We start from the raw sequence: 25,944 nt of genomic DNA on the forward strand, positions 1-25,944 counted from the left end.
ATGTTTTTTATTTTTTTAATTGATTAAAGAAGGATTCATCTTCTTCAAAAGCTGTACCAATAACTACCAAATCGGCTCCTGCTTGGTATGCTGCATCTAATTGTTCTTTACTACGTATTCCTCCTCCAACAATTATTGGAATTCCCAATTCTTCTTTTACTGCGCTAATAATAGAAGAAGGAATCGCTTTTTTAGCGCCACTTCCTGCTTCCAAATAAATAAGTCGCATACCAAGTAACTCGCCTGCTTTTGCTGTATCTACAATAGCTTGTTCATTATTAATTGGCATTGGTGCTGTTTGCGTAACTCGCTGTACAGCTGTTTCTTTTCCGTTTTCTATTAGCAAATAACCTGTTGGTATTACTTCTAAATTGGTATTTCTTAATTTAGAAACTGAGGCTATATGTTTTCCTATTAAATATTCCGGATTTCTTCCAGACAACAAAGACAAGTACAATATAGAATTAGCTTCATTGGTAATTTGCGATATATCTCCAGGGAATAAAACGATTGGTAAATTGCTATGCTTTTTTAATGCTATAACAAGGTTTTCGGTTGCAAATTCTTCCACAGTACTACCTCCAACAAAAATATGTGTCGCAATCGAATTGTTTAATTTTTGCATAAAACCATCTAAGCTTTCTGGTTTTGCTTTATCTGGATCCATTAAAACAGCTAGCAGTTTTTCACGCTTCTCAACAGCAGATAATATGTTTGGGTATAACTTCATTTAGGCAGGCAATACATAAGCACAAGTAAAACCTTCAAACTCAAAAAAAGTAGTTTGGTATCTGTGTTTTGTTTCTTCATAATCAATCCAAGCAATTGTGGCAGCTTCTTCTACAGTAAATGGAATTACTAGAGTATGCTTCAAAAAACTTAAACCTGGAGTAGCAAACAATTTATATAAAGATTCTTTTATACACCAAATAACAGTTAGTTTATTAATGTAATTATCTGCCTTCTTATCTAAATAAATGTTTTCATAATCTAAAAACTTATGCGCGATAACTCCAATTTTCTCGCGTTGTTTTTCAATATCAATACCAACAACAGCATCACTTACTACAACTGCCGAAAACGTAAAAGAATGCGTTATAGAAATATGCTTACCATCTTTTAAATGCGGCTTACCATTTTCGTCATACATTAAATCTTGATCGGTATAACCAAAAGCTGCAAGTAAATGGCGAACACTTAGAAAACCGCGTCTATGCAGTTCACTTTTCATACTCAAAACGCGTTTCATATTCTCTGGTTTTAAAGTAATAGGATCCAGCAAATCTGTATAAGATTCTGTAATCTTCCAGATTTTAACAGTAGTTTGTGAGTTTGGTGTAAGAGTTTTATAAATAGGCATTTAATATTCTAAAAGTTATTAGTTATCTTTGCATCGCCTTAGGCGAATTTGGCATTTAATGATATAGCGAATTTAGTTATTTAAGCCATAAACCCAAAGGCAAGTACAATTTTAAAACAAGATAAAAAATAATATGAGTACAAAAACTGTTGCTTACGTACCTAATAAGGTAAAAGATATGTCGCTTGCGGCTTGGGGAAGAAAAGAAATTAATTTAGCCGAAGCAGAGATGCCAGGCTTAATGAGTTTACGTGAAGAATATAAAAACGAGCAACCTTTAAAAGGTGCACGTATTGCAGGATGTTTACACATGACGATTCAAACTGCTGTTTTAATTGAAACTTTACAAGCTTTAGGAGCAGAAGTTACTTGGAGTTCTTGTAACATTTTCTCTACACAAGATCAAGCTGCTGCTGCTATTGCAGATGCAGGAACTGCTGTATATGCATGGAAAGACATGACCGAAGAAGAGTTTGATTGGTGTATCGAACAAACCCTTTTCTTTGGGGAAGACAGAAAACCATTAAACATGATTTTAGATGATGGTGGTGATTTAACCAATATGGTTTTAGATAAATACCCAGAATTAGCTGCTGGAATTAACGGTTTATCGGAAGAAACAACAACAGGAGTTCACAGACTTTACGAAAGAGTAAAGAACGGAACATTACCTATGCCAGCAATTAATGTTAACGATTCGGTTACAAAATCGAAGTTCGATAACAAATATGGTTGTAAAGAATCTGCAGTAGACGCTATTCGTCGTGCAACAGATATTATGTTAGCTGGAAAACGTGTAACCGTTTGTGGTTATGGTGATGTTGGTAAAGGTACAGCTGCTTCATTTAAAGGTGCCGGGTCTATTGTTACCGTAACAGAAATCGATCCTATTTGCGCATTACAAGCTGCAATGGATGGTTTTGAAGTAAAAAAACTAGAAACAGTTGTTGGAAATAGCGACATCGTGATTACAACAACTGGAAATAAAGATATTGTACGTTCAGAGCACTTTGAAGCTATGAAAGACAAAACAATTGTTTGTAACATTGGGCATTTTGATAACGAAATCCAAATGGGTTGGTTAAACGAAACACATGGAGCAACAAAAGACACGATCAAGCCTCAAGTAGATAAATATACAGTAAACGGAAAAGAAATTATTATTCTTGCCGAAGGTCGTTTAGTAAACTTAGGTTGTGCAACAGGACATCCAAGTTTTGTAATGTCTAACTCGTTTACAAACCAAACGTTAGCACAAATTGAACTTTGGAATAACAAAGAAGCTTACGGAAACGATGTATATATGCTACCAAAAGCTTTAGATGAAAAAGTAGCAAAATTACACCTAGCAAAAATTGGTGTAGAGCTTACAGAACTTAAACCTTACCAAGCAGAATATATTGGTGTAACGGTTGAAGGCCCATACAAACCAGAACATTACAGATATTAATCTGTTATTTCCGCGAAAGTGGGAATCTCATTAATTGAAACTAAATTATATTTAAATCCCAAGCATTCATGTTTGGGATTTTTTTATTGTCACTTCGAGTGCCCTGATTTTTATTGGGATGTATCGAGAAGTTGGGCAATCTGTTTTTGGTAGAAAAAACCAAAAACAACCAGGCTTTACACTATATCTTTTTTTCGTACCTCAAAAAAGGATGCCGTTGCAATCCTTATTGCGGACTACCCTTATACAGCCATTGCTAGAAGTAACAAAGTACAATCTGTTGGTTTTATTTTTCGTTTTTAAATAAGTACCTTCACACTTTAAATATAAAAAACATGAGTTTAAAAAAGGCAACACTAGTACTTAACACCTTAGAATCGCATATAGAAAACCATAATATTTCTAATACTAAAGTATCTAAAAGCGATATTGCCTGGCATATAGACCACAGCCTTAAAGTAATTAATAGCGTTGTTATTTCACTACAAAAATCAGATCCAGATACCTTTAAAAACAATTTTAGCTTTTTAGGGAAAATATTTTTTACACTTGGTTTTTTTCCTAGAGGAAAAGCAAAAGCGCCAAAATATGTAAAACCACCAGAAGTCATCTTAAAAGAAGATCTTTTAACTCAAGTACAACAAGCCAAAACGAATATAGAAACAATAGCTAATTTAAACGAGAATGCTTATTTCAAGCATCCACTATTTGGACATATTAATAAAAAAAGAGTTACTAAGTTTTTAGTGCTACATACCACACATCATTTAAAAATTATAGAGGATATATTGACAAAATAGTAATATTACAAAATACACTTTGCTTATTTTAATACTATAATAAAACTCGTCTTCCTTTTACGATATAAAAGGAAAAGGAACGATTATAAACAAAAAAATGCCTTTCTGTTTCCAGAAAAGCATTTTTAAAAACTAAAACAAAAATTACTGTGCACTCCAACCTCCATCTAATACAAAGGAAGAACCAGTCATGGTTGTAGCGCTGTCTTTTGCTAGAAGTATTGCCATATCTGCAATAGCTTCTAGAGGAACAAATTGTTTTACCGCTTGTTTTTTAAGCATTACTTTTTCTACAACCTCATCTTCGGTCATGTTATGCGCTTTCGCTTGATCTTTTATTTGCCCTACCACTAATGGTGTTTTTACATAACCAGGACAAATAGCGTTACAGGTTATATTAAATGGAGCACCTTCTAAGGCCAATACTTTGGTCATACCAATAACACCATGTTTTGCGGTTACGTAAGCCGATTTAAATTCGGAGGCACGAATACCGTGCACAGAAGACACATTAATAATTCTTCCAAAATTTTGTTTTTTCATCTGTTTCCAAACCGCTTTAGAAGCATAAAAAACAGCATTCATATTAATCGCTATAATATTTTCATATTTGTTATTTGGAAAATCTTCAATGGGAGACACATATTGAATTCCTGCATTATTGACCAGCACATGTAATTCTCCAAATGTTTTTATGGTTTCTGCTATTAAATCTTCAATAGCTTCCGATTGCAATAAATTAGCGTTAGAAAAGGCTACTTTCACTTTATACTTATCGCCTACTTCATTAGCAATTTCAGCTCCATTAGGCTCTAACCCATGAAACATAATATGGTAACCTTCTTTAGCAAATTGTTTCGCAATTCCTAAACCAATTCCGCTAGTACTTCCAGTAATGAGAACGGTTTTATTCATTTTTTAAAAATTTTTGAAGTGTTGTGTTAAAAATATCAGGCTGATCTATAACAACGCCATGTCTAGAATTATTAATTACAACTAAAGAAGCATTTTGTAATTTATTTACATACTTTTCTTTAAAAGAAACTGGCGTATAATCCATGTCAGAAGCAACGACTAACGTTCTAATCGTAATATTTTTTATTCTATCACCTAACCCCCAATCCATTAAGGTTACAAAAGTTTTATAGTACGCATTGTAATCATTTTTTTTGCATCGTTCTTCAAACTTGTTTCGCATATCTATTTGATGTGCTTCTGGAAACATATTAAACGAGATTTCTTTGGCTAATAGCGCTATTCCTTTTGTCTCCAGAAATGCTGTTCTATTTTTTAAAAGATCTTCTCCTATTTTACCCATGTCATTAAAATCTGGACCACTATTTACGATTACTAGATTTTCTATGTACTCTGGAAGTTTGGAAGCCATTTCAAAAGCCACAGCTCCACCCATAGAAAAACCAACAACAGTTGCTTTTTTTATATGTAACCGATCTAAAAACTGCTTTACATCTTCTGTCATTAAAGCTACACTATAAGCGTCTAATGGTTTTGTAGAATCACCATGACCTCTTAAGTCTACAGTAATAACACGATGTGTTTTAGAAAAGAAAGGGACTTGGGCGTCCCAATCTTTTTTTGTGGATCCTAAACCATGAAGAAATAGAATAACGTTTCCTTTTCCAGTATCTTCATAGTCAAGTTCTATATCATTAACTTGTATTTTTGACATGGTTTGGAAGCTTAATTAATAGTTTCAGGTTTCTTTTTAAAGAAGTTTATTTTGTATTTTAATTCGAAAGAAACAAGTGTTTCAATGACAGGAGAAGCTACAAACTCTCTATTTTTAGCGTTAAATAAGTTTGTTATACTTAAACCTAAAGATAGATTATCATTAAAGTTATAACCTGCATTTGCATCTACAGAGAAACCACCTAATTGTCCATAGTTCCAGGTTCTTCCTACTTGTGCATTCTCAACTATTTCATTAACACCATCTCCATCTTGATCTTGTGTTTCTGCAGCTACGTTTATACCAGAGAAGAAATCGTATTTTTCAACAAATCTTCCAAAAAGGGCTCCATAAAATTTACCTTTGCCATAATGAAGACCGACACTAAATTTATGATTAGGAGTATTGATTGGTAATTCACTTTCTAATACTTGACCATCTAAATTTCCATCATTATCTAAATCATCTTTATCTAGGCTTCTATCAAAATAAGAATAGTTTAAAGAAGTTCTAAAGTTATCATTAAAGTAATAGTTTAATCCTATATCTAATCCATAGGTATCTACATGACCAAAGTTTAAATAGGTTAAAATGAACGAACCATCTGAACCTTCAACAACATCTCCAATTGGTTGGTCTCCAATATGTGTTACGTTATTTCCATTTGCTGCATCTGCAATATTACGCAATGGACTAATAAAGTTATCGGATTGGTTATAATAAGCGTTAGTATCTATAAATAATTTATCTGATAATTTTCCTTTATACCCTATTTCGTAAGAATTAATTGTTTCTACTTCTAGCCTTCCTATTTTAGTACCATCTGTAAGTGTAAATCCTTCTCCATTTCCTAACACTAAACCTCCAAATAAGTTTCCTTTAAGATTTAAAATAGATGGAACAGCGATTCCTTTTCCGTAGGTAATTCTAAAAGTTCCGCTTTTTACTTTTTTAGTAATTGCAGCTTTAGGTATAAAATTAGAACCATATAATTCATGATTATCTATTCTTCCTCCCAACAAAAAGCCCCATCCAGAATCTGGTAATTTATACTCTAATTGTGTATAAATACCTGTTTGATCTAAATTTATTCCGTCTTCATCTAAAAGATATGTACCATCAGAATCTGCCATATCTAATTGGTATTGCGCTCCTAATGTTAGATAAAATTTGTTCCAATTATTATTGTATTGCGCTTCTGCATTAAAACGTCTAGACGCATCTTTAAAAAGGGCACCACGCTGTAATGCTAAACCATCTCCTTGATTAGGCCCCGTTTGAAACCATTGTTCTGTAAGCGAACGATCTAGAGCCTCAGCTTCTGTAAAACCATTTTCAATAAAAGAAACATAATTTTGTGTACGTTGGTTTATTGCATAAGTATCGTCTGTTTTACTCCACGTATAGTAGGTATTAGCAAAAAAGTTTTTGGACACGAATTTTAACTGCGCAACATCTATACTCCAATCTTTAATTTGATTACGTCCTGCATTTGTGATACCTAAATTATTACTATTACTATGCCCATAATATCCTGAAAGTTCCGAGCTTTTAGTTGGTTTATAAAATAATGAAGCTCCATATTTTTGACTATCAAAATCACGATCTAGATTCAACTCTTTATACGCAGTTGTTCCTACATATACGCTATCGGAATAGTTAAACTCTTTTCCTTGAGATCTTTCAAAGTGGAATTTATAAGCAAATTTATCATTAAGTACCTGTGCATGTCTTAATCGCATAGTAACTACATTTTGATTCCCAGCACCTACTGCAAAAGTAGTACCTTCTGAACCTCTTGGGTTTTTAGTAATCGTACTTACTAATCCGTTATGCGCATTTGGCCCATATAATGTTCCGTTAGGTCCTAATAATATTTCAACACGTGATATATCGTCTTTGGTTACCGTAGAAAAAGATCCCATTGGCAATCCTGTTGCTATTAATGTAGATAATCTATCGTCTGTTACTTGTAAATTTTTAGAGTTAAACGCAGAGTTAAAACCTCTAATATTAATTCCTGTTCCTAAAACACCACTTCTTACAAAATCTACCCCTTTTTGCCTTGCTGCCAATTCACCAATATTAAAACTAGGAAATTCTTCAATATCTTTTGCAGTAATAACATTTACTGTAGCTGGTACATCTGTAATTTTTTGTGGTTTTTTACCTGCAGTTATAATAACTTCATCTAAAACGCTATTAGATTCGTTTAATGTCGCATTTAATTTTGTTGTGCTATTAGCCGTAACTGAAACACTTTGCGTTGCCGTTTGAAAACCAATATAAGAGATAGACACATCATGAGTACCTTCGGTTACATTTTCAATGGTAAAATTTCCATCAAAATCTGTTACACCACCCTTGTCTATACTTTGAATGTACACAGCCGCTCCTGCTAAAGGCATACCACTAGCATCTGTAATTGTTCCTGCTACGCTTCCAGTATCTTGCGCATTAATAACCAAAGAACTAATTATGGTTAGTAAGAAAAGTAGTTTTTTCATAATTAAGAATATTGTTTTAAGTTAGATTATGATGGCAATCTATTGTGAAAAAGAAAATAAACAAACAACAAAAACACAAATGACAAGTGTGACTTTTAAATTAAAAATACGATTAAATCCAATATAATTTTTAAAGAAAAGGACTATTGCGGCTTAAAACTAGATGTGTGACTTTAGTTTTAAAAAAGCCTCAGGTAGATTGTTTGAGAGTGTATCTATAACCTTTATCATGAGTTGTTTTTGATTTTTTGTTGGCTTAATTCCTTTAAGTGGTGCTTTAATTTCATCTAACAAACGAGAAGAATTTATTTTTCCTTCCATGTACCTAGAAAGCGATATACTCCATGAAATATTAGGAACATAATTACTTTGTTTTTGTCGCTCGCTTTCTTTTTCTATAAGATTAAATTTAGTAGAAAGCTTAAGTACTTCTTCATACTTTTCTTGTATTACCAAAACATTTATATACGATGTAAAGAAGTGATGCCAACGATGTTTAATCACCTCTTTTTTATATTTCATTAAAAACGTTTTAGCTGTAGCTTCGGCAAGTTTATTGTTTTTAAGCTCCGACAAAACACGAATTTGATACGAACAATAACCTATCTTTTGATGATAATTATGTGTTTCTTTATACAATTCTTGATAGGTTTTTAATAAGGCAAATGCTTTTTTTGGACTATTATTTCGCAATAGTATAGCCGATAAATTATTTAAATACATGAGCGTATCATTGTTATTTTGCCTAATAGACAAATAACCATAGAATTCGGCTTCCTTAAATTCATCTTGCTTAGAGTGCAACAAAACGCGACTCGCGTAATAATTAGAAAGAATGCGCCTAGAGTACATTTCACCTTGACTAAAATAATAATCAATCTGGTCAAAAATACTTTTTAACTTATTATTTTCGTTATAATTCGTATAAATAAAAGCAAGTAAAACAAAGGCTTGGTACCTGTTTTTACCGTCCATATTTTTATTATTAAACACATCCAGCAACCACGTTTCTAAATGCTTGGTCTCGTTATTATTTAACGTATATTGATTGGTAATTTCTGTTGTGGCAGTATATAGTTTTTCGTTAATCTCTTTAACTTCCATATAATTCACTTTATATGTCTCTATAAAATCTGCAATTATTTGATGGTCTTTATAGCGCATTCGCACCAATAAATATGATTTATATTCTTTGGCTAAATCGTATAAATTTTGAAAATTAAATTCAATATTCTTATAAGAAGAAATGTAATGAAGAAATTCTTTTTCTTCGCTAGATGCAATAGCATCCGTTAGTATTTTTTGTTTAAGAGACATTAGCCACCCAATGGTTGCATCGACATCGATACTTGCTAATTTTTTTTCAACCCAATCTTTAAGGTAGGAGTATTTTCGTTTATTAATAGAAGTATCAAACGCAATAAACTCTTCTTGAGATAACGCATTAGTTATTAATAACTGAATTATTTGAAGTTTTTCAGGATCCGTAAATTGATACCTATTTTGAAGGTACTTCGCTTCATTTGGCAGAATGGTTTTACTAAATTCAGTGAACTTCTTAAGCTTTGTTTTCATCATATACCAAATGAAATTTATATATTAAATACGGATTCCTTTTTAATTAGCAATAAATTGATCAAAAAGCTTATTAACTTCGGCTGCTTTTTCAAATTGCACAAAATGACCAGCATCTTCAACAAATGACACGTTTACGTTTTCTATTTTTTCGGAAGCTATTTTACCAACATCCGCTATAGTTAGTGTAGGATTTAAATAGCGATTAGGGATAAGCATATCTTTATTTCCAAAAACAACTAATGTCTTTTGCTTTATATGTTCTAAATCGTTAAAAACAGGATCATTTAGCATGCCTGAAATGCTGTTTACAATTGCAGTACAATGTGCATTAAAATCGGAAGCCAATTTAATTCGTTTTCGATCTTCAATCATCTTTGAAGTATCTTCTGGTAACGCATAAAAGTTTAAGGCATAGTTTTTTTCAATTTGTGCATCTGTAGTGTTTTTTACCATATCAACTGTAAAAAAGCTTTTTAGCATATTTGCTCCAGCTTCCGAAAACTGTTCTAAACCAGCAGGAGCAACAAGAATTAATTTTTGAACATCTGTTTTATAAGTTGTAGCTAACTTAACACTTGCTTGTCCTCCCATAGAATGCCCAATAAGAATCACATTTTTTAATTCTAATTCATCAATAAATTGGTGTAAAATTTCAGCGAAATAACTCGGTGTATAAGTTGCTTCTGGTTTTGCCGATTTACCATAACCCGGCAAATCTAAAGCAATACATGTGTATTTTTCTTTTAGCGAAGCAATGTTTTTAGACCATGCGTCCGAATTACTACTCAATCCATGCACAAACAAAACTGTTTTTTCTCCATTACCTTCTTTAATGTAGCTTATTTCGGTACTGTCTATCATTACTGTATGCGATTTAAAATCATATTGAGAAATTATTTCTTTCATAAGTTTGTCTGATTTTTGCGAGAATATAGTTGTGATAAATAAAGTAAAAACAAAGAATAACATCAATTTTTTCATGATTGTGATTTAACGGTATTAAAATATTTAAATAATTTTTTTCTAGACACCTTCCCTATACTTGTTAAGGGTATCTCTTCTAGAATAAAGAGGTACTTAGGATGTTTAAAAGCCACTAGGTTTGCTTTTAAACTTTCTCTAATCTCCATAACAGAAAGCTGTTTGTTTGCTGTAGTTACAAACGCTATGCCACACTCTCCCCACTTCGCATCTCTAACACTTAAGACCACGGCTTTTTTTATATCTTTTATACGCTCTAATTGCACCTCTATTTCTTGTGGATAAATATTTTCACCTCCAGAAATATACATGTCATTTTTACGTCCTTTCATATATAAAAAACCCTCCGCATCACTATACGCAAAATCTCCTGTAAACAACCAGCCTTTTTTAATTTTACTATTTGTTTTTACCGAATTATTCCAATAGCCAGGAGTTACAATATTGCCTTTTATACAAAGTTCTCCTACCTCATTTGCTTTGACTTTGTTCCCGTTTTTATCTACGATTTTTAAATCTAAATAAAAATTTGGCTTCCCAATCGAGTTTGGCTTAAGTTCTGCCATTTCATGATGTAGAGATGTTATACTGGGCCCAGCTTCTGTTAAACCATAACCAGGTCTGATATGAATGTTTTTTTTTGTTTTCCAAAAACGCACTAGCTCTGAAGCCACTTTCTCTCCACCAGAAATAATATATCGTAATTTCTTTAGATTGACATCTTTAAAAACGGATGTTTTCTGCATCATTAATAACATCGTAGGTAAGGCCATAAATAAAGTGGTTTTATTAAGCTCTAAAAGGCACAGTATTTTTTCGGCATCAAACTTTTCAAGCATTCCAATATGTGCACCTTTGTGTAATAAAGGCGTAATAAAAACATTCCAACCAGATGTGTGATATGGAGGCAAGGTATTTAATGTAGAATCTCTAAACGTTATACCTAATTGCATAGAGGTGTTTAGGCTATTCCAGAAAAGCATTTTATTAGTATAAATAACACCTTTTGGATCTCCAGTAGTTCCTGAAGTATAAAAAATAAATAAAGGATTATCTTCTTTTATTGAATATGTTTTTTCTTGGGTATTATCTAAGGTATTAACTGTAGCTTGAAAATACGATTCTAATTTATTAAAAGGTATATTTTTAATATTTTGAATTGGTAATTGCGCTGCTTTATCTTGATGATTATCATTATAAATAAATAAACTTGGTGTACAGTCTACAATTAACTTTGCTATTTGATTAATTGGTTGGCGATAATTTAAAGGAACTAGTATAACTCCCATACGTTGACAAGCTACAAAAAGCACAATATACTCTAGGCTGTGCTCGGCTAAAACAGCTATTCTATCTCCTTCTTCTAAATCTAATTCTATTAATTTATTAATTAACCTATTGGCATACCTATGCAAATCCTTATACGAGTAACTTTTATTTGCATCGTAGGATGTTATAGCAATTTTTTCTGGGGTATAATCGGCCCATTTGGCTGTCCAATCTAATGTGTCCACTTTTTATTTTTTAAATCTAATTTATAAAATATATAACCTACTAATACAGAAACTACAATACCAATTGCAGCAGAAACACCTGGGTTATTTACCGGCTCTTGCATGTATGGAGTAATTCTTCCGTAGTAAATACCAAAATGAACAACAATTGCTGTTATACTAGCAATAAAAACAGATCTAGTAGAAACGTTATTTAAAAATGTTCCAAAAAGAACTGGAACAAATGCAGCAGCAAAGTATGCATACACACCATTTTGAGCAAAAATTGCCACACTTACATTTGGGTTTTTAATTTGTTGCCAACTAAGCAAAAAGCTTACAACACCAAGAACAATAATAACTACTTTATTAATAGAAATTGTTTTATCGGTAAACCTATTTTTAAACAAAGGGTTAATAATATCTGAAGTAATTGTTATAGATAAAGATTGTATTAAACTTTCTAAAGTAGATAGTCCTGCAGAAATTAAACCTACAACAATAACTAGCCCAACACCTATGGAAAACTTGGTAACTACATAGGTTGGTATAATTTCGTCCATTCTAAGTTTTTCTCCATTAACCATAAAATCTGGAAAACTAATTCTTGCATACAAACCTACCACAACCACTAAAAAGAAAACAATCATAAAAGCAATACCACTAAACAGATAGCTATTAATCTTACTAGCATCTTTTAATAATAAAGATTTTGTTATGATGTGTGGCTGACAAACAACAGCAACCCCTATAACGATTTGCGTTGCAATGATTTCAAAATAATCTCGAAAAAGAAAACTGGAAGCGTTTGTTGGTTTTGTTAAATTTGGATCAATAGTATCTAATTTGTTAAAAAATCCAGTAATACCATCCGAGAAATATTCAGAACCAGAACTAATCAAAATAATCGCAACTATAAACATAATTATTGCCTGTATGGTATTGGTGTATACCATAGAATTAGCTCCACCATACATCATATACCCAAAAACAAACACGGTAATACCTAAAAGAACATAAAAAGGATCTGCATTTAATGATTTGGAAATAACCTGAGTAAGCCCAACATTAATAAGAACAATAAAAGTAATAAGTAAGAGCGCAATAATGCCAAAGAAAAATGCATAGTTTTTACTTTTATAACGTTTACCAATCCATTGTGCCATCGTTGTAGCTTTTACTGCATTACCTTGTTTAACAAATCCTTTTGTAAACACAATTAGAGAAACAAAAGCAGCAATTGGTAGTACTACTGCAAAAGAAATCACACCGGAAAGACCATAGAGAGCTATAAATCCTGGATTAATAATAAAAGTAGCAGCACTTGTCATTGAAGCTGCCAAAGATAGACCAACAACCCAAGAAGGGAAGCCAATATTACCTACAGCATAATCTTTAATACTTGTATTTTTCCTTGCACCTCGTACAACGAAAAACAATATTACAGCAGCATACACTGCTAATAAAATCCACATATAGGTCACTAACTTATCTGATGCTATCATTTATATTTTTGTCTTTAAAAACAAATAACAAACTTTATATTATTTTGATTTTAAATATTTATCTTAATAAAGGTATGACTTTTACAAATTAAAACACAAAAATAATCAAACACATTGTTTTATTAGTAAAAACAGATTATGTGACTTTTACATCAACAACTATTATTACAGGAATATTATTCGTAATCCATTTTATCTTTTTTAATTATAGCGCATAAAAAAACACCTTTACTTAAAAAGTAAAGGTGTTTTAGTGTGTTTATAAAATAAAATTCCTAAGCCTCAAAAGGCTCAATAGAAACATAAGATCTGTTATCTTTTTTCTTTGTGAATTTTACTAAACCATCAACTTTAGCATGTAAAGTATGATCTTTTCCTTGGTATACATTTTCACCAACGTGGTGTGTATTACCTCTTTGTCTTAATATGATATTTCCAGCAATAGCAGCTTGTCCACCAAATATCTTAACACCTAAGCGTTTTGATTCTGATTCTCTACCATTCTTCGAACTACCAACTCCTTTTTTATGAGCCATTGTCTTAAGGTTTTATTTGTTATACTTAAAGTAGTTAGCGATTAAGCTTTACCACCATCTAATTCATCTTGCCATTTCTTTAACTCATCCCACTTACCATCAGCAGCCATTTGAGCTTGCGCTGGCCAAGTATCTGTTACGTGGTTACCACGAACATCTGCAATGATTTCAGAAATTTTTGCTGCATCCGTTTTAGCTAATTCAGCAAAAGTTGCAATTCCTGCTTCTACTAAAGTAGATGCAATTTTTGGTCCAATACCTTCAACTTTCTTTAAATCATCAGCTTTACCTGTTGCTTTTTTAGCAGCTGGTTTTGCTTTAACTTCTGTTTTTGGAGCAGCTTTTTTAGCTGGAGCAGCTTTTTCAGCCTTAGCTGGTTTAGCTCCTGAAGCTACAATGCTTTCAATTACGATTTCAGATAAAGCTTGTCTGTGTCCATTTTTAACACGGTAACCTTTTCTTCTTTTCTTTTTGAAAACAATAACTTTATCACCTTGAAGGTGCTTTAAGACTTTTGCACTTACTTGTGCTCCGCCTATAGCTGGGGCGCCTACAGTTACATTGCTACCATCTGCAATTAAAAGAACATTGTCGAAAGATATACTCTTTCCTTCTTCTGTTGCTAAACGGTTAACAAAAACTTTTTGGTCTTTTTCAACTTTAAATTGATGCCCTGCTATCTCTACAATTGCGTACATAGCGTAACGTTTTTATTAATTAATTTATATAAAATAATCTCATTTTCCTTAGAAAACGGATGCAAATATACTTCTAATTTATTAAACCACAAACGTTTTATTAGTTTTGAATGATATAATTTTAATTTTCTGAATTTGTTAACAAATACCATTTCGTGATTGATTACTTTTGAATACCTGTAACTTTTAATTAAAGATACAGACAAACTATTAAATCTTTAAACAAACACACAATGAAAAAACGCATTTTGGCTTTAACTTCTTTATGCATCGCTGGTTTTACAGCAACTGCTCAAGAAGTTAAGTATGAAGAGTACGATTTAGATAACGGCATGCATGTTATCTTACACAAAGACAACTCTGCACCTGTAGTAACAACTTCTGTAATGTATCATGTTGGAGCAAAAGACGAAAATCCTGAAAGAACTGGTTTTGCTCACTTTTTCGAACACCTTTTATTTGAAGGAACAGAAAACATTGCACGTGGAGAATGGTTTACTATTGTTAGCTCTAACGGAGGAAGCAACAATGCCAACACCACTGACGACAGAACATACTACTACGAAGTGTTCCCTTCAAACAGTGTAGAGACTGGCTTATGGATGGAATCGGAAAGATTAATGCACCCTATTATTAATCAAATTGGAGTAGATACACAAAACGAAGTAGTTAAAGAAGAAAAACGTTTACGAGTAGACAATTCACCTTATGGTAAGTTTTTTGAAAACGTTAAGAAAAACATGTTTAAAAAGCATCCTTATCGTTGGACAACCATAGGAGAAATGGCTCATTTAGACGCTGCAACTTTAGAAGAATTTCAAGCATTTAACAAAAAATTCTATGTACCAAATAACGCTGTTTTAGTGGTCGCAGGAGATATAGACGTTCCTTCGGTAAAAAAAATGATCCAAGACTACTTTGGACCAATTCCTAGAGGTGAAGAAATTATTAGAAACTTTCCAAAAGAAGACCCAATTACAGCTCCAATTACAGCTACTGCTTACGATAGCAATATTCAAATCCCTGCTATTGTAGCTGCTTACAGAACTCCTTCTATGAAAGAAAGAGATGCCTATGTTTTAGATATGCTTTCTAGCTATTTAAGTGACGGAAAATCTTCAAAACTTTACAAAAAACTAGTTGACGAAAAGAAAATGGCTTTACAAGTTGGCGCATTTAATAGTAGTCAAGAAGATTATGGTACGTATATTTTATACGGATTACCTTTAGGTGATGTAAAACTTGAAGACGTTTTAAAAGAAATTGATGAAGAGATTTTAAAAGTACAAAATGAGTTAATCTCAGAAAGAGATCACCAAAAACTTCAAAACAAATTTGAGAATCAATTTGTAAATTCTAATTCTAGCGTAGAAGGTATTGCAGGTTCTTTAGCAACATATTACATGCTATACGGTGACACCTCTTTAATCAATAAAGAAATCGACATCTACAGATCTATTACGAGAGAAGATATTCAAGCGGTTGCTAAAAAATACTTAAATGCAAATCAGCGATTAGTAATGGAATACTTACCAAAAGAAAAAGATCAATAAAATAAAAACATATAAAATGAAGACTAAAATACTTACCATATTAACATTGTTTTTAATGTCTCTTGGCGCAGAAGCACAAGTAGACAGATCTAAACAACCAAAAGCAGGTCCTGCTCCTAAAATTGCATTAGAAGTTCCTGGAGAATTCGAGCTACCAAACGGATTAAAAGTCTTAGTAGTAGAAAACCATAAATTACCTCGTGTTTCTTACAGTTTAACCATAGACAACAAACCCGTAAAAGAAGGAGATATTGCAGGAGTTTCTGGATTACTAGGAAGCATGCTTGGAAATGGAACTACAACAATCACTAAAGATGCATTTAATGAAGAAATAGACTTTTTAGGTGCAAGAATGAGCTTTAGATACAATGGAGGTTACGCTAGTTCTCTATCTAAATATTCGGATAGAATTTTAAAACTAATGGCAGATGCTGTTAAAAACCCTTTACTAACAGAAGAAGAGTTTCAAAAGGAAAAAGAAAAAGCTATTGAAGGTTTAAAGTCTAATAAAAAAAGTGTAGATGCAGTAGCTTCAAGAGTAGGAAGCGCATTAGCTTATGGAACACATCATCCTTATGGAGAATTTGTAACCGAAGAAACTATCAGTAAAGCAACACTTAATGATGTTAAAACTTTTTATGACAGATATTACACGCCTTCTAATGCATATTTAGTTGTTGTTGGCGATGTAGATTACACAACCATAGAAAGGCAAATCAAAAACTACTTCTCTTCTTGGGAAAGCAATTTAAATGTAGTTTCGACAGTCCCAGAAGCAATGCCAAATGTTAAGTATACACAAATTAGTTTTGTAGATATGCCAAATGCCGTTCAATCTAACATTTCTTTAACTAGCAATGTAGATTTAAAAATGAACGACCCAGATTATCATGCACTTTTAATTGCAAACAAAATCTTAGGTGGTGGATTTAATAGTTACTTAAACATGAATCTTCGTGAGGCTCATGGTTATACTTATGGAGCTCGATCTAGTATTGGAGCAGATAAATACGCATCTCGTTTTAAAGCTGGAGCAGCAGTAAGAAATGCGGTAACAGATAGTGCCGTTGTTGAAACTTTAAAAGAAATAAAAAGAATTAAAGAAGAACCTGTTTCTGCACAAGCACTAGAAAACGCAAAAGCAAAATATCTAGGAGACTTCGTTTTAGCCCTAGAAAACCCTCAAAACATTGCTCGCTATGCATTAAACATTAAGACAAACGACCTACCTAAAGACTTCTACACAACGTATTTATCAAAAATAAAAGCTGTAACTATTGAAGACGTAACTAGAGTCGCAAATAAATATTTTGGTACAGATAGCGCAAGAATTGTTGTGGTTGGAAAAGGTAGCGAAGTATTAGAGAATTTAGAAAAAATCACCTTTAACGGAAACAATGTACCAATTAAATATTATGATGCTTACGCCAATCCTGTAGAAAAACCAAACTACAACATAGAAATGCCTAGTGACATAGATGCAAATACGGTATTAAACAAATATATTAATGCTATTGGAGGAAAAGCAAATCTAGATAAAGTAAATTCTGTTTTTATTACTGCTGAAGCGGAATTACAACCAGGAATGATGATGAACCTTGAGCTGAAAAAAACGGCTAAAAACCAATTTGCTCAAGAAGTAATAGCAATGGGACAATCTATGATGAAAACCGTTATTGATGGAGAAACTGGATACTCTATTATGCAAGGACAACGTACCGATATGAATGCTGATGACGTTAAAAAAACTCAAGTAGAAGGATCTCCTTTTCCTGAAGTAAACTATTTAAATGGTGGCGTTACTTTAGAAAAAATAGAAGATGTAGATGGTGAAAAAGCATACAGAATTAAAATCTCTGAAGAGCAAACAAACTTTTATAGCGTAGAAACTGGATTAAAAATAAAAGAAGAAAAAGCTACTCCTATGGGAGCTTCTTCAATAACTTTTACAGAATACCAAGAGGTATCTGGAGTAAAGTTTCCTTTTAAAATGAATCAAACTATGGGACCTCGTAAATTTGATTTTATTGTAAAAGAAATTAAAGTTAACGAAGGTGTTACTGATGCTGATTTTGACTAGTCAAAATCTTTAAACAAAATAAAACCGAAGGTAACGCTTCGGTTTTTTTATGCTCTTTTTTGAGATAAATAAACACCAATTAATATAACACCAGAAGCAAAAGCTTGCAACAAACTAAACCCTTCTCCGTCTAAAATCCCCCAACCTAATGCCACAATTGGCATTACATACGTTACCGATGAAGCAAAGACAGGAGTAGACATTTGCACTAATTTATTAAAAAGTACTTTAGCTAAAGCTGTACCAAAAAAAGACAATAAAGAAACATACCATATAGACATGCCAAGTTCTGGCTTACTAAACGTCTCTTTGGTGAAAAACCCGGCACACAACAAAACCAATATTGCTGGAATAAAAATAACTACATAATTTCCTGTTGCAATAGCTAAAGGTTTAACCTCTTGCAAATACTTTTTAATAACATTTACATTTACGGCATACATTAAAGTGGAAGCAATAACAAAACCCGCATACATATAGTTTTGATGCGGATTCAATGCTGCTCCTTGTAAAATTAAAATTGCAGTACCTATAAAACCTATAACAACACCTAAAACCTGTTTTCTTGTAGAAGCTATTTTAAACACTGCAAAACCAAATAAAATAGTATTTAAAGGAACTAGTGAATTTAAAACAGAAACAACAGCACTATCGATTTCCGTTTCGGCAATAGCAAAGAAAAAAGCAGGAATAAAAGAACCAAAAAAACCTGAAATAGCAATCCATTTCCAATCTTTCTTTTTTATAGTTTTCACTGTTTTATACCCTGATATAAACAAAAACAACCCAGTTATTATTGTTCTTAAAGCACCTAATTGATATGGATTTAAACCTATAAGCGCTTTTTTAATAAGTATAAATGAAGTTCCCCAAATTAGAGATAAAACAATAAGATAAACCCATTTTTTATTATTCTGAAACATGCATTACTTTTTAATAGCACAAAAGTGATACTTTTTAACACAATTTACAGCAAATAATTATTAGATTTGTAAACATTAGGATAACAAAAACTTATACAATGAAACAAATAAAAAAAATATTAGTTATTGCCGTAATTGCAATAATTACTTTTAGCTGTAAAAAAGAGACTAAAGCAGAAGTAGTAACGGTTGAAACAGAAACTGCGGTTAAAACTACAAAAGCAGCCTTAGACCCAAATGCAACATATGCAAAAGCTGAATTTACCATTGAAGGTATGACTTGTGCCATTGGTTGTGCAAGAACTATTGAAAAGAAATTAGCTAAAATGGAAGGCGTAAAATCTGCAAAAGTAGATTACGACAAAAAACTAGCAATGGTGGAGTACGATAATGCTAAAGTAACTACAACTTCTCTAGAAGAAACGGTATCTAAAGTTGGTGACACTTACACTGTTAAAGAAATGAAAACTGTAGAATCGTTTACTGCTAAAAAGGCATGTAGTGCAGATTGCAAAAAAGCATGTTGTGCTAAAGAAGGCGTGTCTTCAGATAAGAAAATGGCTTGTGCTGCAGATTGCAAAGAAGCATGTTGTGCCGATAAGACTAAAGCTTAAAACAATAAATAAATTGTTTAAAAAAAAGCTTCTCATTGAGAAGCTTTTTTTTATTTCCAGGTAACAGTTTCCATGATTCGTTGTATATCTTTTTGTAGATAATTTGCAGCTGGAAGTATAGAGTCGAAATTTGGTTTTGTATAAAAATATAAGGAGCCTGTTAAAAAATGATCTGTACTATCTGTTACATAAAATTGGGATTGCGATGCAGCATTACCACCTACTTCATAAAACATTCCGTAAACTTTACGATCTTTATTTTCATAAGGTCTTTCTGCAATTTCATCTGCCTTTTGCGTGTGTTCTTGCGTAAAATTTTGGGCGTCTCGCAAATAAGAAACTAATTTTTCTTCGCTTTTGTTTATTGCTTTGTATGTTAAATAAATAGTTCCTTTTAAAGCTGGATATTCTAAATTAACACCATAACTATCAACACCACTTAGTTTCCTAGTCTTAACCTTTGTTGCCAATTCGTTTTTTTCAAAAGCAAACGGCATATTAAAGCTTGTTTCTTTATACTTAGGCTCGGGATATTCCAAACGTAGTTTTGCTGCTGGCTTAGGCGTTGTTTCTTTTCCGCAGGAAATTATTAAGAAACATAGCATAAAAGAGAAACGTATTAATATGCTATAATTTTTTATGTTATATTTCATAAAGTATTCTGTTTGCAATATCAGTTTACAATTTAAATCGAGATATTAAGGTAGGGTAACTTTTACACGAATAATTCGTTTTTTATCTAATGCTTCTATAGTAAAAACGTAGTCTTCAAAAACTATTTTACTATTCGTTTTCGGAAAACTTTTAGAGGTTTCCAATATAAAACCCGCAATAGTTTCGGCCTCTCCTTTATTGTTTTCAAATATATCTTGTTCTTCTAGTTTTATAATTTTATAAAAGTCTTTTAAGGCTGTTTTACCTTCAAGAACATAGTTTTTATCATCCAGTTTAGAATAGATTAATCCTTCGTCATCAAACTCATCACTAATATCTCCTACAATTTCTTCAATAATATCTTCTAAAGAAATCAGCCCAGAGGTTCCTCCATATTCATCAACAACAACTGCTAAATGCACTTTCTTTTCTTGAAACTCTGCCATTAAATCATCCAGTTTTTTATTTTCTGGCACAAAAAACGGCTCCCGAAGTAAGCTTTTCCAGTCCATCTGCTTTCTATCGATATAAGGCAGCAAATCTTTAACGTATAAAACACCAATTACAGTATCTATATTATCTTTATAAACTGGAATTCTAGAATAGCCATTTTTAATAATCTCTGGAATTATTTCTGCATACTTTTGCTCAACATTTAATGCGAAAATATCTATTCGCGGTCGCATAACTTGCTTGGTATCAGTATTCCCAAAAGAAACAATACCTTGCAGTATTTTTTGCTCTTCTTTAGTTGTGTCTTCATCACTAGCAAGTTCTAATGCTTGTGAAAGCTGATCGACACTAAGGTTCGATTTTTGTTTACCAAATTTATTATTTATAGCAAGGGTTATGCTTCGCATTGGCAAACTAATAGGAGAAAAAATTACATCTAAAAAACGTAGTGGATAAGCCATAAATGTGGCAAACTTCAATTTATTTCTAATTGCATATACTTTGGGTAAAATTTCACCAAATAGTAATATTAAAAAGGTAACTAAAACAACTTCTAAAATAAATTTTATAATAGAAGAGCTAATACTTTCAAACATAAAATTCCCTAAATATGCAAACAGAATTACAATTGCTATATTTATAAAATTGTTTGCTACTAGTATGGTTGCAAGTAGTTTTTTTGGTCTTTCTAATAAATAGGAAATAATTTCCGTAGGTTTTGTATTTTGTTCTAAACCTTCTTCGATATCAGCGTCTGTTAATGAAAAAAAGGCTACTTCAGCACCAGAAATTAGTGCAGAACAAAGCAATAGTACAAATAAGAGCACAAAACCAATTACAATTGAAAAATCAATTGCTAAACTTATTAATAAAAAACTCGAGGGCTCGGGATCCAAGGATTATAATTTTAATTAAACTTTAAAAAGGAAGGTCATCATTATCATCTTCTATAACTGGAGCGCTTGCTTTTGGTTGTGAAGCTTGCGGCTTAGGTTGTTGTTGTTGTGCAGTATTATTTGCATTTCCGCTTTCATTTTTAGTTGTTAAAAAGGTAAAATCATTACATTGAATTTCAGTAGAGAAACGATCATTTCCACTTTCATCCTGCCATTTTCTGGTTTTAATTCTTCCTTCTATATATACTTTATCGCCTTTACTTAAATATTTTTCGCAAATTTCTGCTCCTTTATTACGTACAACTATATTATGCCATTCGGTATTTGTAACGCGTTCGTTAGTTTGTTTATTCGTATAGGTTTCATTCGTTGCAATAGGAAAACGACCTACACAACCACCTCCTTCAAAATAATGCATTTTTACTTCATCTCCTAAATGCCCAATTAGCATTACCTTATTTAGTGTACCTGACATAATATCTTTTTTTTACAATGAATTCTTCTTTAATTTTTAATTTAAAAACGAAAAAAGAGGAATAGACAAAATTACGCTTTTGCAATTGATAAACTTAAAATTAATAAAAAAAAATGAAACTTCCATACCAAGCTTAATATACCTAAAAAACTATAAATTATGCTAGCTCCTTATTTAACTATAAAAGACTAATCAGAAACTCTAAAGCTTTAAAAATTAAAAGCATCTATAAAATTAGAAACTAAAATAGGAACTGGATATTTTTTTATTTCATTTATCGAAATACCCTTTAAAGCTAGTCGGTCTATCTCAATAATCCAGAATTTAGTATATAAATGTTGATGCGATAATTTATGAATAATTTCTTCTTCATTATATAAGGACAAATTAAATATAGTATCTCTTGTTAAATCATGATTTTTTAATTGTGCAGTCATAGAATTAAAAGTCATACTTTGTTCACTTTCAATTAAAGGGAACTGAAAGAGGTTTTGCCAAATACCTTTACCTTCTCTTTTTTCTAAAATGGTATCCCCTTCTCTAGAAACAAAAACTAAAAAATTAAAATGTTTCTTTTTGGGTTTTAGGCTTTTCTTTTTTACCGGTAACGCTGTAATTAGGTTTTTCTGCAAAGCAACACAACTGTTTTGCAATGGACAAATAGTACAATCTGGATTTTTGGGTTTACATTGTCTAGCACCAAATTCCATAATAGCTTGGTTAAATGTAGCAGGATCTTCCTTATTTATTAATTTTTGTGCTAATATTTTAAATTCTTTTTGACCCTGAGTACTATTTATAGGAGTGGAAATACCAAAATATCTAGAAAATGCTCTATATACATTACCATCTACCACAGCACAAACCTCATTAAAGCAAATAGAAGCAATGGCACTAGCAGTATAATCACCAACGCCTTTAAGTTTTATTAAATCTTTATAATTATCTGGAAATTTACCATTAAGCGCATTAACTATATGTTTAGCCGTTGCATGTAAATTTCTAGCTCTAGAGTAGTAGCCTAAACCTTGCCACAATTTTAAAACCTCTTCCTCTTCTGCCTCTGCAAGTCTAAAAATGGTTGGAAAATTAGTAACAAAAGCTTCATAATATGGTAACCCTTGGTCTACTTTTGTTTGTTGTAAAATAATTTCAGACAGCCATATAAAGTAAGGATTGGTAGTTCTTCGCCATGGCAAATCCCTCTTATTTACTGAATACCAGCGTGTTAAAGTTTTATTTATTATCATTTAATATATATAGTAACTGCAAAAATAAACGTTTATTAGGTTAAATTTTAGTGAATTAGGTTTGAAATATTGAAATTTAAATTCCTATATTTGCATCCCTTAATAACTGATTACAATAATTAAAAATAATAGAAAATGACTAAGGCTGATTTAGTAGCAAAAATTTCTGAGAAATTAGGAATTGAAAAAGGAGATGTTCAAGCAACTGTTGAAACCTTTATGGATGAAGTAAAAACATCTTTAGAAGGAGGAGACAATGTATACTTAAGAGGTTTTGGAAGCTTTATAATTAAAACTAGAGCTGAAAAAACTGGTAGAAACATTTCTAAGAATACAACAATAAAAATACCTGCTCATAATATTCCAGCATTTAAACCTGCTAAAGTATTTGTAGAAGGAGTGAAAACAAATGTAGACGTTAAGTAAGACGCTAAAATAATATTAATTTAAAAAACAATCAACTTATGCCAAGTGGTAAAAAACGCAAAAGACACAAGGTTGCTACGCATAAGCGTAAAAAAAGAAGACGCGCTAATCGTCACAAAAAGAAGAAATAGATTAAAAAAGTAGTTAATAGCTACTTTTTTAGTTTATAGCAAACGTTCTTTGAAATGAGTTCTACAAAAACACGTATTACCTTGCGTAGTTTGAACTCCACGGATTTAAAAAATCCTGTGATTTCTAATCATAGTTAATATTAACTATGATTAGAATAAATAATGTATAATCCATCTGTACAATTTAGTTACTGGTCAATAGTTACTAGTTATTAGTTGAAAGCTTTAATGCTTTTTACTTTCTTAACGCTTTAACTCTTCAACCTAGTAACTTTAAAGTATGGATAAAAATTAACAAAATGGATAAAGAATTGATCATTAGATCTAGTTCCAACCACGTTGATTTTGCCTTATTAAAAGATGGAAAACTTATTGAATTACAAAAAGATGAAGATGGTAACAACTTTTCTGTTGGCGATGTGTTTATTGCCAAAATACGAAAAGCTGTTCCTGGTCTAAATGCTGCATTTGTTAATGTAGGCTATGAAAAAGATGCATTTTTGCATTATCATGATTTAGGACCAAAACTACCTTCCCTTTTAAAATTCACAAAAAGTGTAAGCACAGGTAAACTAAATGATTTTTCATTAAAGAATTTCCCATTTGAAAAAGATATTGATAAAAACGGAAGCATTGCTAACGTTATAAAATCAAATCAATCGTTACTAGTACAAATAGTAAAAGAACCAATATCTACAAAAGGCCCTAGAATAAGCTCTGAGCTTTCTATTGCTGGTAGATATATTGTTTTAGTACCATTTTCTGATCGAATTTCTATTTCTCAAAAAATAGAAAGCAAAGAAGAAAAAGAAAGACTAAAACGTTTGGTTAAAAGCATTACTCCAAAAGGTTTTGGTGTAATTATTCGTACAGTAGCAGAAGGCAAAAAAGTAGCTGAACTAGATAAAGATTTACAAAATTTGTTAGGTCGTTGGACCGCAATGTGTAAAAAGCTACATAAAGCACACCATCCAAGTAAAGTATTAGGCGAGATGAATAAAGCTTCCTCTATTTTACGAGACATTTTTAATGATTCCTTTACAGGAATTCATGTCGATGATGAAGCGCTTTACATTCAAATTAAAGAATATGTGCAACAAATTGCACCTAAAAAAGAATCGATAGTTAAATTGTATCAGTCTAACGTTCCAATATTTGAAAAATTTGGAATAGAAAGACAAATTAAAACCTCTTTTGGAAAAACAGTTTCCATGGCAAAAGGAGCATATTTGGTAATAGAACATACCGAAGCGCTTCATGTTGTAGATGTAAATAGCGGAAACCGTTCTAACAAATCCAACTCGCAAGAGGATACAGCACTTGAAGTTAATTTAATTGCTGCAACAGAAATGGCCAGACAATTGCGTTTACGTGATATGGGTGGAATTATTGTTGTAGATTTTATTGACTTAAATACTGCTGAACATAGAAAAAAGCTTTTTAATCATCTACGTGATGAAATGAAAGATGATAGAGCTAAACATAAAATACTACCTCCAAGTAAATTTGGATTGATACAAATTACTAGACAAAGAGTAAGACCAGAAATGAACATTAAAACCAGAGAAGAAAACCCTAATGGTTTAAATGGTTCTGAAGTTGAAGCTCCAATAAATATTGTTCCAAAGATTAAACATGATATGGAACAGATATTTAAAAAAGACTACAAAAAGGTGACCCTAAACACACATCCTTTTATAGCAGCCTTTTTAACTAAAGGTTTTCCATCGATACGTTCAAAATGGTTTTTTGAACATAAGAAATGGGTGAAAATTTTACCAAGAGATGCTTACACGTATTTAGAATATCATTTTTTCGACAAAGATGATAACCAAATTAAATAACTTAAAAAGCCTTACTTTAAAAAAGTAAGGCTTTTTTGTTTTTATAC

23 protein-coding genes are annotated in these 25,944 nt (G+C 31.8%); 7 read left to right on the plus strand and 16 right to left on the minus strand.

The annotated features are described in order from the left end of the window. Nucleotides 1-7 precede the first annotated feature (7 nt). Together Q4512_RS01360 and Q4512_RS01365 are read right to left on the minus strand one after the other, a co-directional pair. On the minus strand, nt 8-730 hold the full coding sequence (locus Q4512_RS01360; protein ID WP_303420809.1) for a geranylgeranylglyceryl/heptaprenylglyceryl phosphate synthase: 723 nt from the start codon (nt 728-730) through the stop codon (nt 8-10). Beyond that, entirely contained in the window at nt 731-1,360 is a 630-nt protein-coding gene (locus tag Q4512_RS01365) for a 4'-phosphopantetheinyl transferase superfamily protein (protein ID WP_303420811.1), read from the minus strand. Between the two features lie 133 nt (nt 1,361-1,493). On the opposite strand from Q4512_RS01365, the gene ahcY reads away from it, so the two are divergent. Continuing rightward, nucleotides 1,494-2,810, plus strand: coding sequence for an adenosylhomocysteinase (gene ahcY, locus Q4512_RS01370; RefSeq protein WP_303420813.1), 1,317 nt, complete (start codon nt 1,494-1,496; stop codon nt 2,808-2,810). Nucleotides 2,811-3,145: 335 nt separating this feature from the next. After that, nucleotides 3,146-3,610 carry a DUF1569 domain-containing protein gene (locus Q4512_RS01375; RefSeq protein WP_303420815.1) on the plus strand — a complete coding sequence of 155 codons (465 nt, stop codon included), beginning with the start codon at nt 3,146-3,148 and terminating at the stop codon, nt 3,608-3,610. 144 nt (nt 3,611-3,754) lie between these two features. Here Q4512_RS01375 and Q4512_RS01380 read toward each other — a convergent pair whose 3' ends face one another. The 9 genes from Q4512_RS01380 to rplU all read right to left on the minus strand — a co-directional run bounded on the left by Q4512_RS01380 (nt 3,755) and on the right by rplU (nt 14,598). Next, on the minus strand, nt 3,755-4,525 hold the full coding sequence (locus tag Q4512_RS01380) for a 3-hydroxybutyrate dehydrogenase (RefSeq protein ID WP_303420816.1): 771 nt from the start codon (nt 4,523-4,525) through the stop codon (nt 3,755-3,757). Continuing rightward, on the minus strand, nt 4,518-5,300 hold the full coding sequence (locus Q4512_RS01385; protein WP_303420817.1) for an alpha/beta fold hydrolase: 783 nt from the start codon (nt 5,298-5,300) through the stop codon (nt 4,518-4,520). The genes Q4512_RS01380 and Q4512_RS01385 overlap by 8 nt, the downstream gene beginning before the upstream one ends. An 11-nt stretch (nt 5,301-5,311) precedes the next feature. Further along, entirely contained in the window at nt 5,312-7,807 is a 2,496-nt protein-coding gene (locus Q4512_RS01390; protein ID WP_303420818.1) for a TonB-dependent receptor, read from the minus strand. A 159-nt stretch (nt 7,808-7,966) separates the two neighbouring features. After that, entirely contained in the window at nt 7,967-9,385 is a 1,419-nt protein-coding gene (locus Q4512_RS01395; protein WP_303420819.1) for a hypothetical protein, read from the minus strand. A 39-nt stretch (nt 9,386-9,424) separates the two neighbouring features. Further along, nucleotides 9,425-10,291: an alpha/beta fold hydrolase gene (locus Q4512_RS01400; RefSeq protein WP_303420820.1), complete on the minus strand. Its 867-nt coding sequence runs from the start codon at nt 10,289-10,291 to the stop codon at nt 9,425-9,427. Nucleotides 10,292-10,362: 71 nt separating this feature from the next. Then, the gene (locus Q4512_RS01405; protein WP_303420821.1) at nt 10,363-11,880 is read right to left on the minus strand and encodes a class I adenylate-forming enzyme family protein; all 1,518 of its coding nucleotides are present in this window, start codon (nt 11,878-11,880) and stop codon (nt 10,363-10,365) included. Then, nucleotides 11,868-13,364: a sodium/pantothenate symporter gene (locus tag Q4512_RS01410; RefSeq protein WP_303420823.1), complete on the minus strand. Its 1,497-nt coding sequence runs from the start codon at nt 13,362-13,364 to the stop codon at nt 11,868-11,870. The genes Q4512_RS01405 and Q4512_RS01410 overlap by 13 nt, the downstream gene beginning before the upstream one ends. 275 nt (nt 13,365-13,639) lie before the next feature. Beyond that, nucleotides 13,640-13,900, minus strand: coding sequence for a 50S ribosomal protein L27 (rpmA, locus tag Q4512_RS01415; protein ID WP_303420825.1), 261 nt, complete (start codon nt 13,898-13,900; stop codon nt 13,640-13,642). Nucleotides 13,901-13,941: 41 nt separating this feature from the next. Continuing rightward, nucleotides 13,942-14,598, minus strand: a complete 657-nt coding sequence (gene rplU / locus Q4512_RS01420; protein WP_303420827.1) for a 50S ribosomal protein L21 — start codon at nt 14,596-14,598, stop codon at nt 13,942-13,944. Nucleotides 14,599-14,831: 233 nt separating this feature from the next. Here rplU and Q4512_RS01425 point away from each other — a divergent pair, with 233 nt between their 5' ends. Further along, entirely contained in the window at nt 14,832-16,151 is a 1,320-nt protein-coding gene (locus Q4512_RS01425) for a pitrilysin family protein (RefSeq protein WP_303420829.1), read from the plus strand. A gap of 16 nt (nt 16,152-16,167) precedes the next feature. Further along, the gene (locus Q4512_RS01430) at nt 16,168-18,231 is read left to right on the plus strand and encodes a pitrilysin family protein (RefSeq protein ID WP_303420831.1); all 2,064 of its coding nucleotides are present in this window, start codon (nt 16,168-16,170) and stop codon (nt 18,229-18,231) included. A 47-nt stretch (nt 18,232-18,278) separates the two neighbouring features. On the opposite strand, the gene Q4512_RS01435 is transcribed toward Q4512_RS01430, so the two are convergent. Continuing rightward, nucleotides 18,279-19,154, minus strand: coding sequence for a DMT family transporter (locus tag Q4512_RS01435; RefSeq protein WP_303420833.1), 876 nt, complete (start codon nt 19,152-19,154; stop codon nt 18,279-18,281). A gap of 98 nt (nt 19,155-19,252) precedes the next feature. Here Q4512_RS01435 and Q4512_RS01440 point away from each other — a divergent pair, with 98 nt between their 5' ends. Further along, complete coding sequence (locus Q4512_RS01440; protein ID WP_303420835.1) at nt 19,253-19,768, plus strand: cation transporter; 516 nt, start codon at nt 19,253-19,255, stop codon at nt 19,766-19,768. Between the two features lie 50 nt (nt 19,769-19,818). Here Q4512_RS01440 and gldD read toward each other — a convergent pair whose 3' ends face one another. The 4 genes from gldD to mutY all read right to left on the minus strand — a co-directional run bounded on the left by gldD (nt 19,819) and on the right by mutY (nt 23,496). Then, the gene (gene gldD / locus Q4512_RS01445) at nt 19,819-20,421 is read right to left on the minus strand and encodes a gliding motility lipoprotein GldD (RefSeq protein ID WP_303420838.1); all 603 of its coding nucleotides are present in this window, start codon (nt 20,419-20,421) and stop codon (nt 19,819-19,821) included. Between the two features lie 45 nt (nt 20,422-20,466). Further along, a complete protein-coding gene (locus Q4512_RS01450) occupies nt 20,467-21,771 on the minus strand; it encodes a gliding motility-associated protein GldE (protein ID WP_303420840.1) in 1,305 nt (434 codons plus the stop codon). Between the two features lie 22 nt (nt 21,772-21,793). Then, nucleotides 21,794-22,246 carry a single-stranded DNA-binding protein gene (locus Q4512_RS01455; protein WP_303420842.1) on the minus strand — a complete coding sequence of 151 codons (453 nt, stop codon included), beginning with the start codon at nt 22,244-22,246 and terminating at the stop codon, nt 21,794-21,796. Between the two features lie 209 nt (nt 22,247-22,455). After that, entirely contained in the window at nt 22,456-23,496 is a 1,041-nt protein-coding gene (gene mutY / locus Q4512_RS01460; protein ID WP_303420843.1) for an A/G-specific adenine glycosylase, read from the minus strand. Between the two features lie 135 nt (nt 23,497-23,631). Between mutY and Q4512_RS01465 the strand changes: the two genes are divergently transcribed. Together Q4512_RS01465 and Q4512_RS01470 are read left to right on the plus strand one after the other, a co-directional pair. Beyond that, nucleotides 23,632-23,922, plus strand: a complete 291-nt coding sequence (locus Q4512_RS01465) for an HU family DNA-binding protein (RefSeq protein WP_303420844.1) — start codon at nt 23,632-23,634, stop codon at nt 23,920-23,922. Between the two features lie 430 nt (nt 23,923-24,352). Next, nucleotides 24,353-25,897 carry a ribonuclease E/G gene (locus Q4512_RS01470; protein ID WP_303420845.1) on the plus strand — a complete coding sequence of 515 codons (1,545 nt, stop codon included), beginning with the start codon at nt 24,353-24,355 and terminating at the stop codon, nt 25,895-25,897. The last annotated feature ends 47 nt before the right edge of the window (nt 25,898-25,944 follow it).

The organism is Oceanihabitans sp. 2_MG-2023 (assembly GCF_030547245.1).
GTDB lineage: Bacteria > Bacteroidota > Bacteroidia > Flavobacteriales > Flavobacteriaceae > Oceanihabitans.

Bases quoted from the DNA above. Each gene is read 5' to 3' on its own strand.
- Q4512_RS01365 (WP_303420811.1), bottom strand. From the start codon at position 1,360: ATGCCTATTTATAAAACTCTTACACCAAACTCACAAACTACTGTTAAA.
- Q4512_RS01390 (WP_303420818.1), bottom strand. From the start codon at position 7,807: ATGAAAAAACTACTTTTCTTACTAACCATAATTAGTTCTTTGGTTATT.
- Q4512_RS01425 (WP_303420829.1), top strand. From the start codon at position 14,832: ATGAAAAAACGCATTTTGGCTTTAACTTCTTTATGCATCGCTGGTTTT.
- Q4512_RS01440 (WP_303420835.1), top strand. From the start codon at position 19,253: ATGAAACAAATAAAAAAAATATTAGTTATTGCCGTAATTGCAATAATT.
- Q4512_RS01385 (WP_303420817.1), bottom strand. From the start codon at position 5,300: ATGTCAAAAATACAAGTTAATGATATAGAACTTGACTATGAAGATACT.
- Q4512_RS01435 (WP_303420833.1), bottom strand. From the start codon at position 19,154: ATGTTTCAGAATAATAAAAAATGGGTTTATCTTATTGTTTTATCTCTA.
- Q4512_RS01375 (WP_303420815.1), top strand. From the start codon at position 3,146: ATGAGTTTAAAAAAGGCAACACTAGTACTTAACACCTTAGAATCGCAT.
- Q4512_RS01470 (WP_303420845.1), top strand. From the start codon at position 24,353: ATGGATAAAGAATTGATCATTAGATCTAGTTCCAACCACGTTGATTTT.
- rplU (WP_303420827.1), bottom strand. From the start codon at position 14,598: ATGTACGCAATTGTAGAGATAGCAGGGCATCAATTTAAAGTTGAAAAA.
- Q4512_RS01400 (WP_303420820.1), bottom strand. From the start codon at position 10,291: ATGAAAGAAATAATTTCTCAATATGATTTTAAATCGCATACAGTAATG.
- ahcY (WP_303420813.1), top strand. From the start codon at position 1,494: ATGAGTACAAAAACTGTTGCTTACGTACCTAATAAGGTAAAAGATATG.
- Q4512_RS01380 (WP_303420816.1), bottom strand. From the start codon at position 4,525: ATGAATAAAACCGTTCTCATTACTGGAAGTACTAGCGGAATTGGTTTA.
- Q4512_RS01430 (WP_303420831.1), top strand. From the start codon at position 16,168: ATGAAGACTAAAATACTTACCATATTAACATTGTTTTTAATGTCTCTT.
- Q4512_RS01395 (WP_303420819.1), bottom strand. From the start codon at position 9,385: ATGATGAAAACAAAGCTTAAGAAGTTCACTGAATTTAGTAAAACCATT.
- gldD (WP_303420838.1), bottom strand. From the start codon at position 20,421: ATGAAATATAACATAAAAAATTATAGCATATTAATACGTTTCTCTTTT.
- Q4512_RS01360 (WP_303420809.1), bottom strand. From the start codon at position 730: ATGAAGTTATACCCAAACATATTATCTGCTGTTGAGAAGCGTGAAAAA.
- Q4512_RS01465 (WP_303420844.1), top strand. From the start codon at position 23,632: ATGACTAAGGCTGATTTAGTAGCAAAAATTTCTGAGAAATTAGGAATT.
- mutY (WP_303420843.1), bottom strand. From the start codon at position 23,496: ATGATAATAAATAAAACTTTAACACGCTGGTATTCAGTAAATAAGAGG.
- rpmA (WP_303420825.1), bottom strand. From the start codon at position 13,900: ATGGCTCATAAAAAAGGAGTTGGTAGTTCGAAGAATGGTAGAGAATCA.
- Q4512_RS01410 (WP_303420823.1), bottom strand. From the start codon at position 13,364: ATGATAGCATCAGATAAGTTAGTGACCTATATGTGGATTTTATTAGCA.
- Q4512_RS01455 (WP_303420842.1), bottom strand. From the start codon at position 22,246: ATGTCAGGTACACTAAATAAGGTAATGCTAATTGGGCATTTAGGAGAT.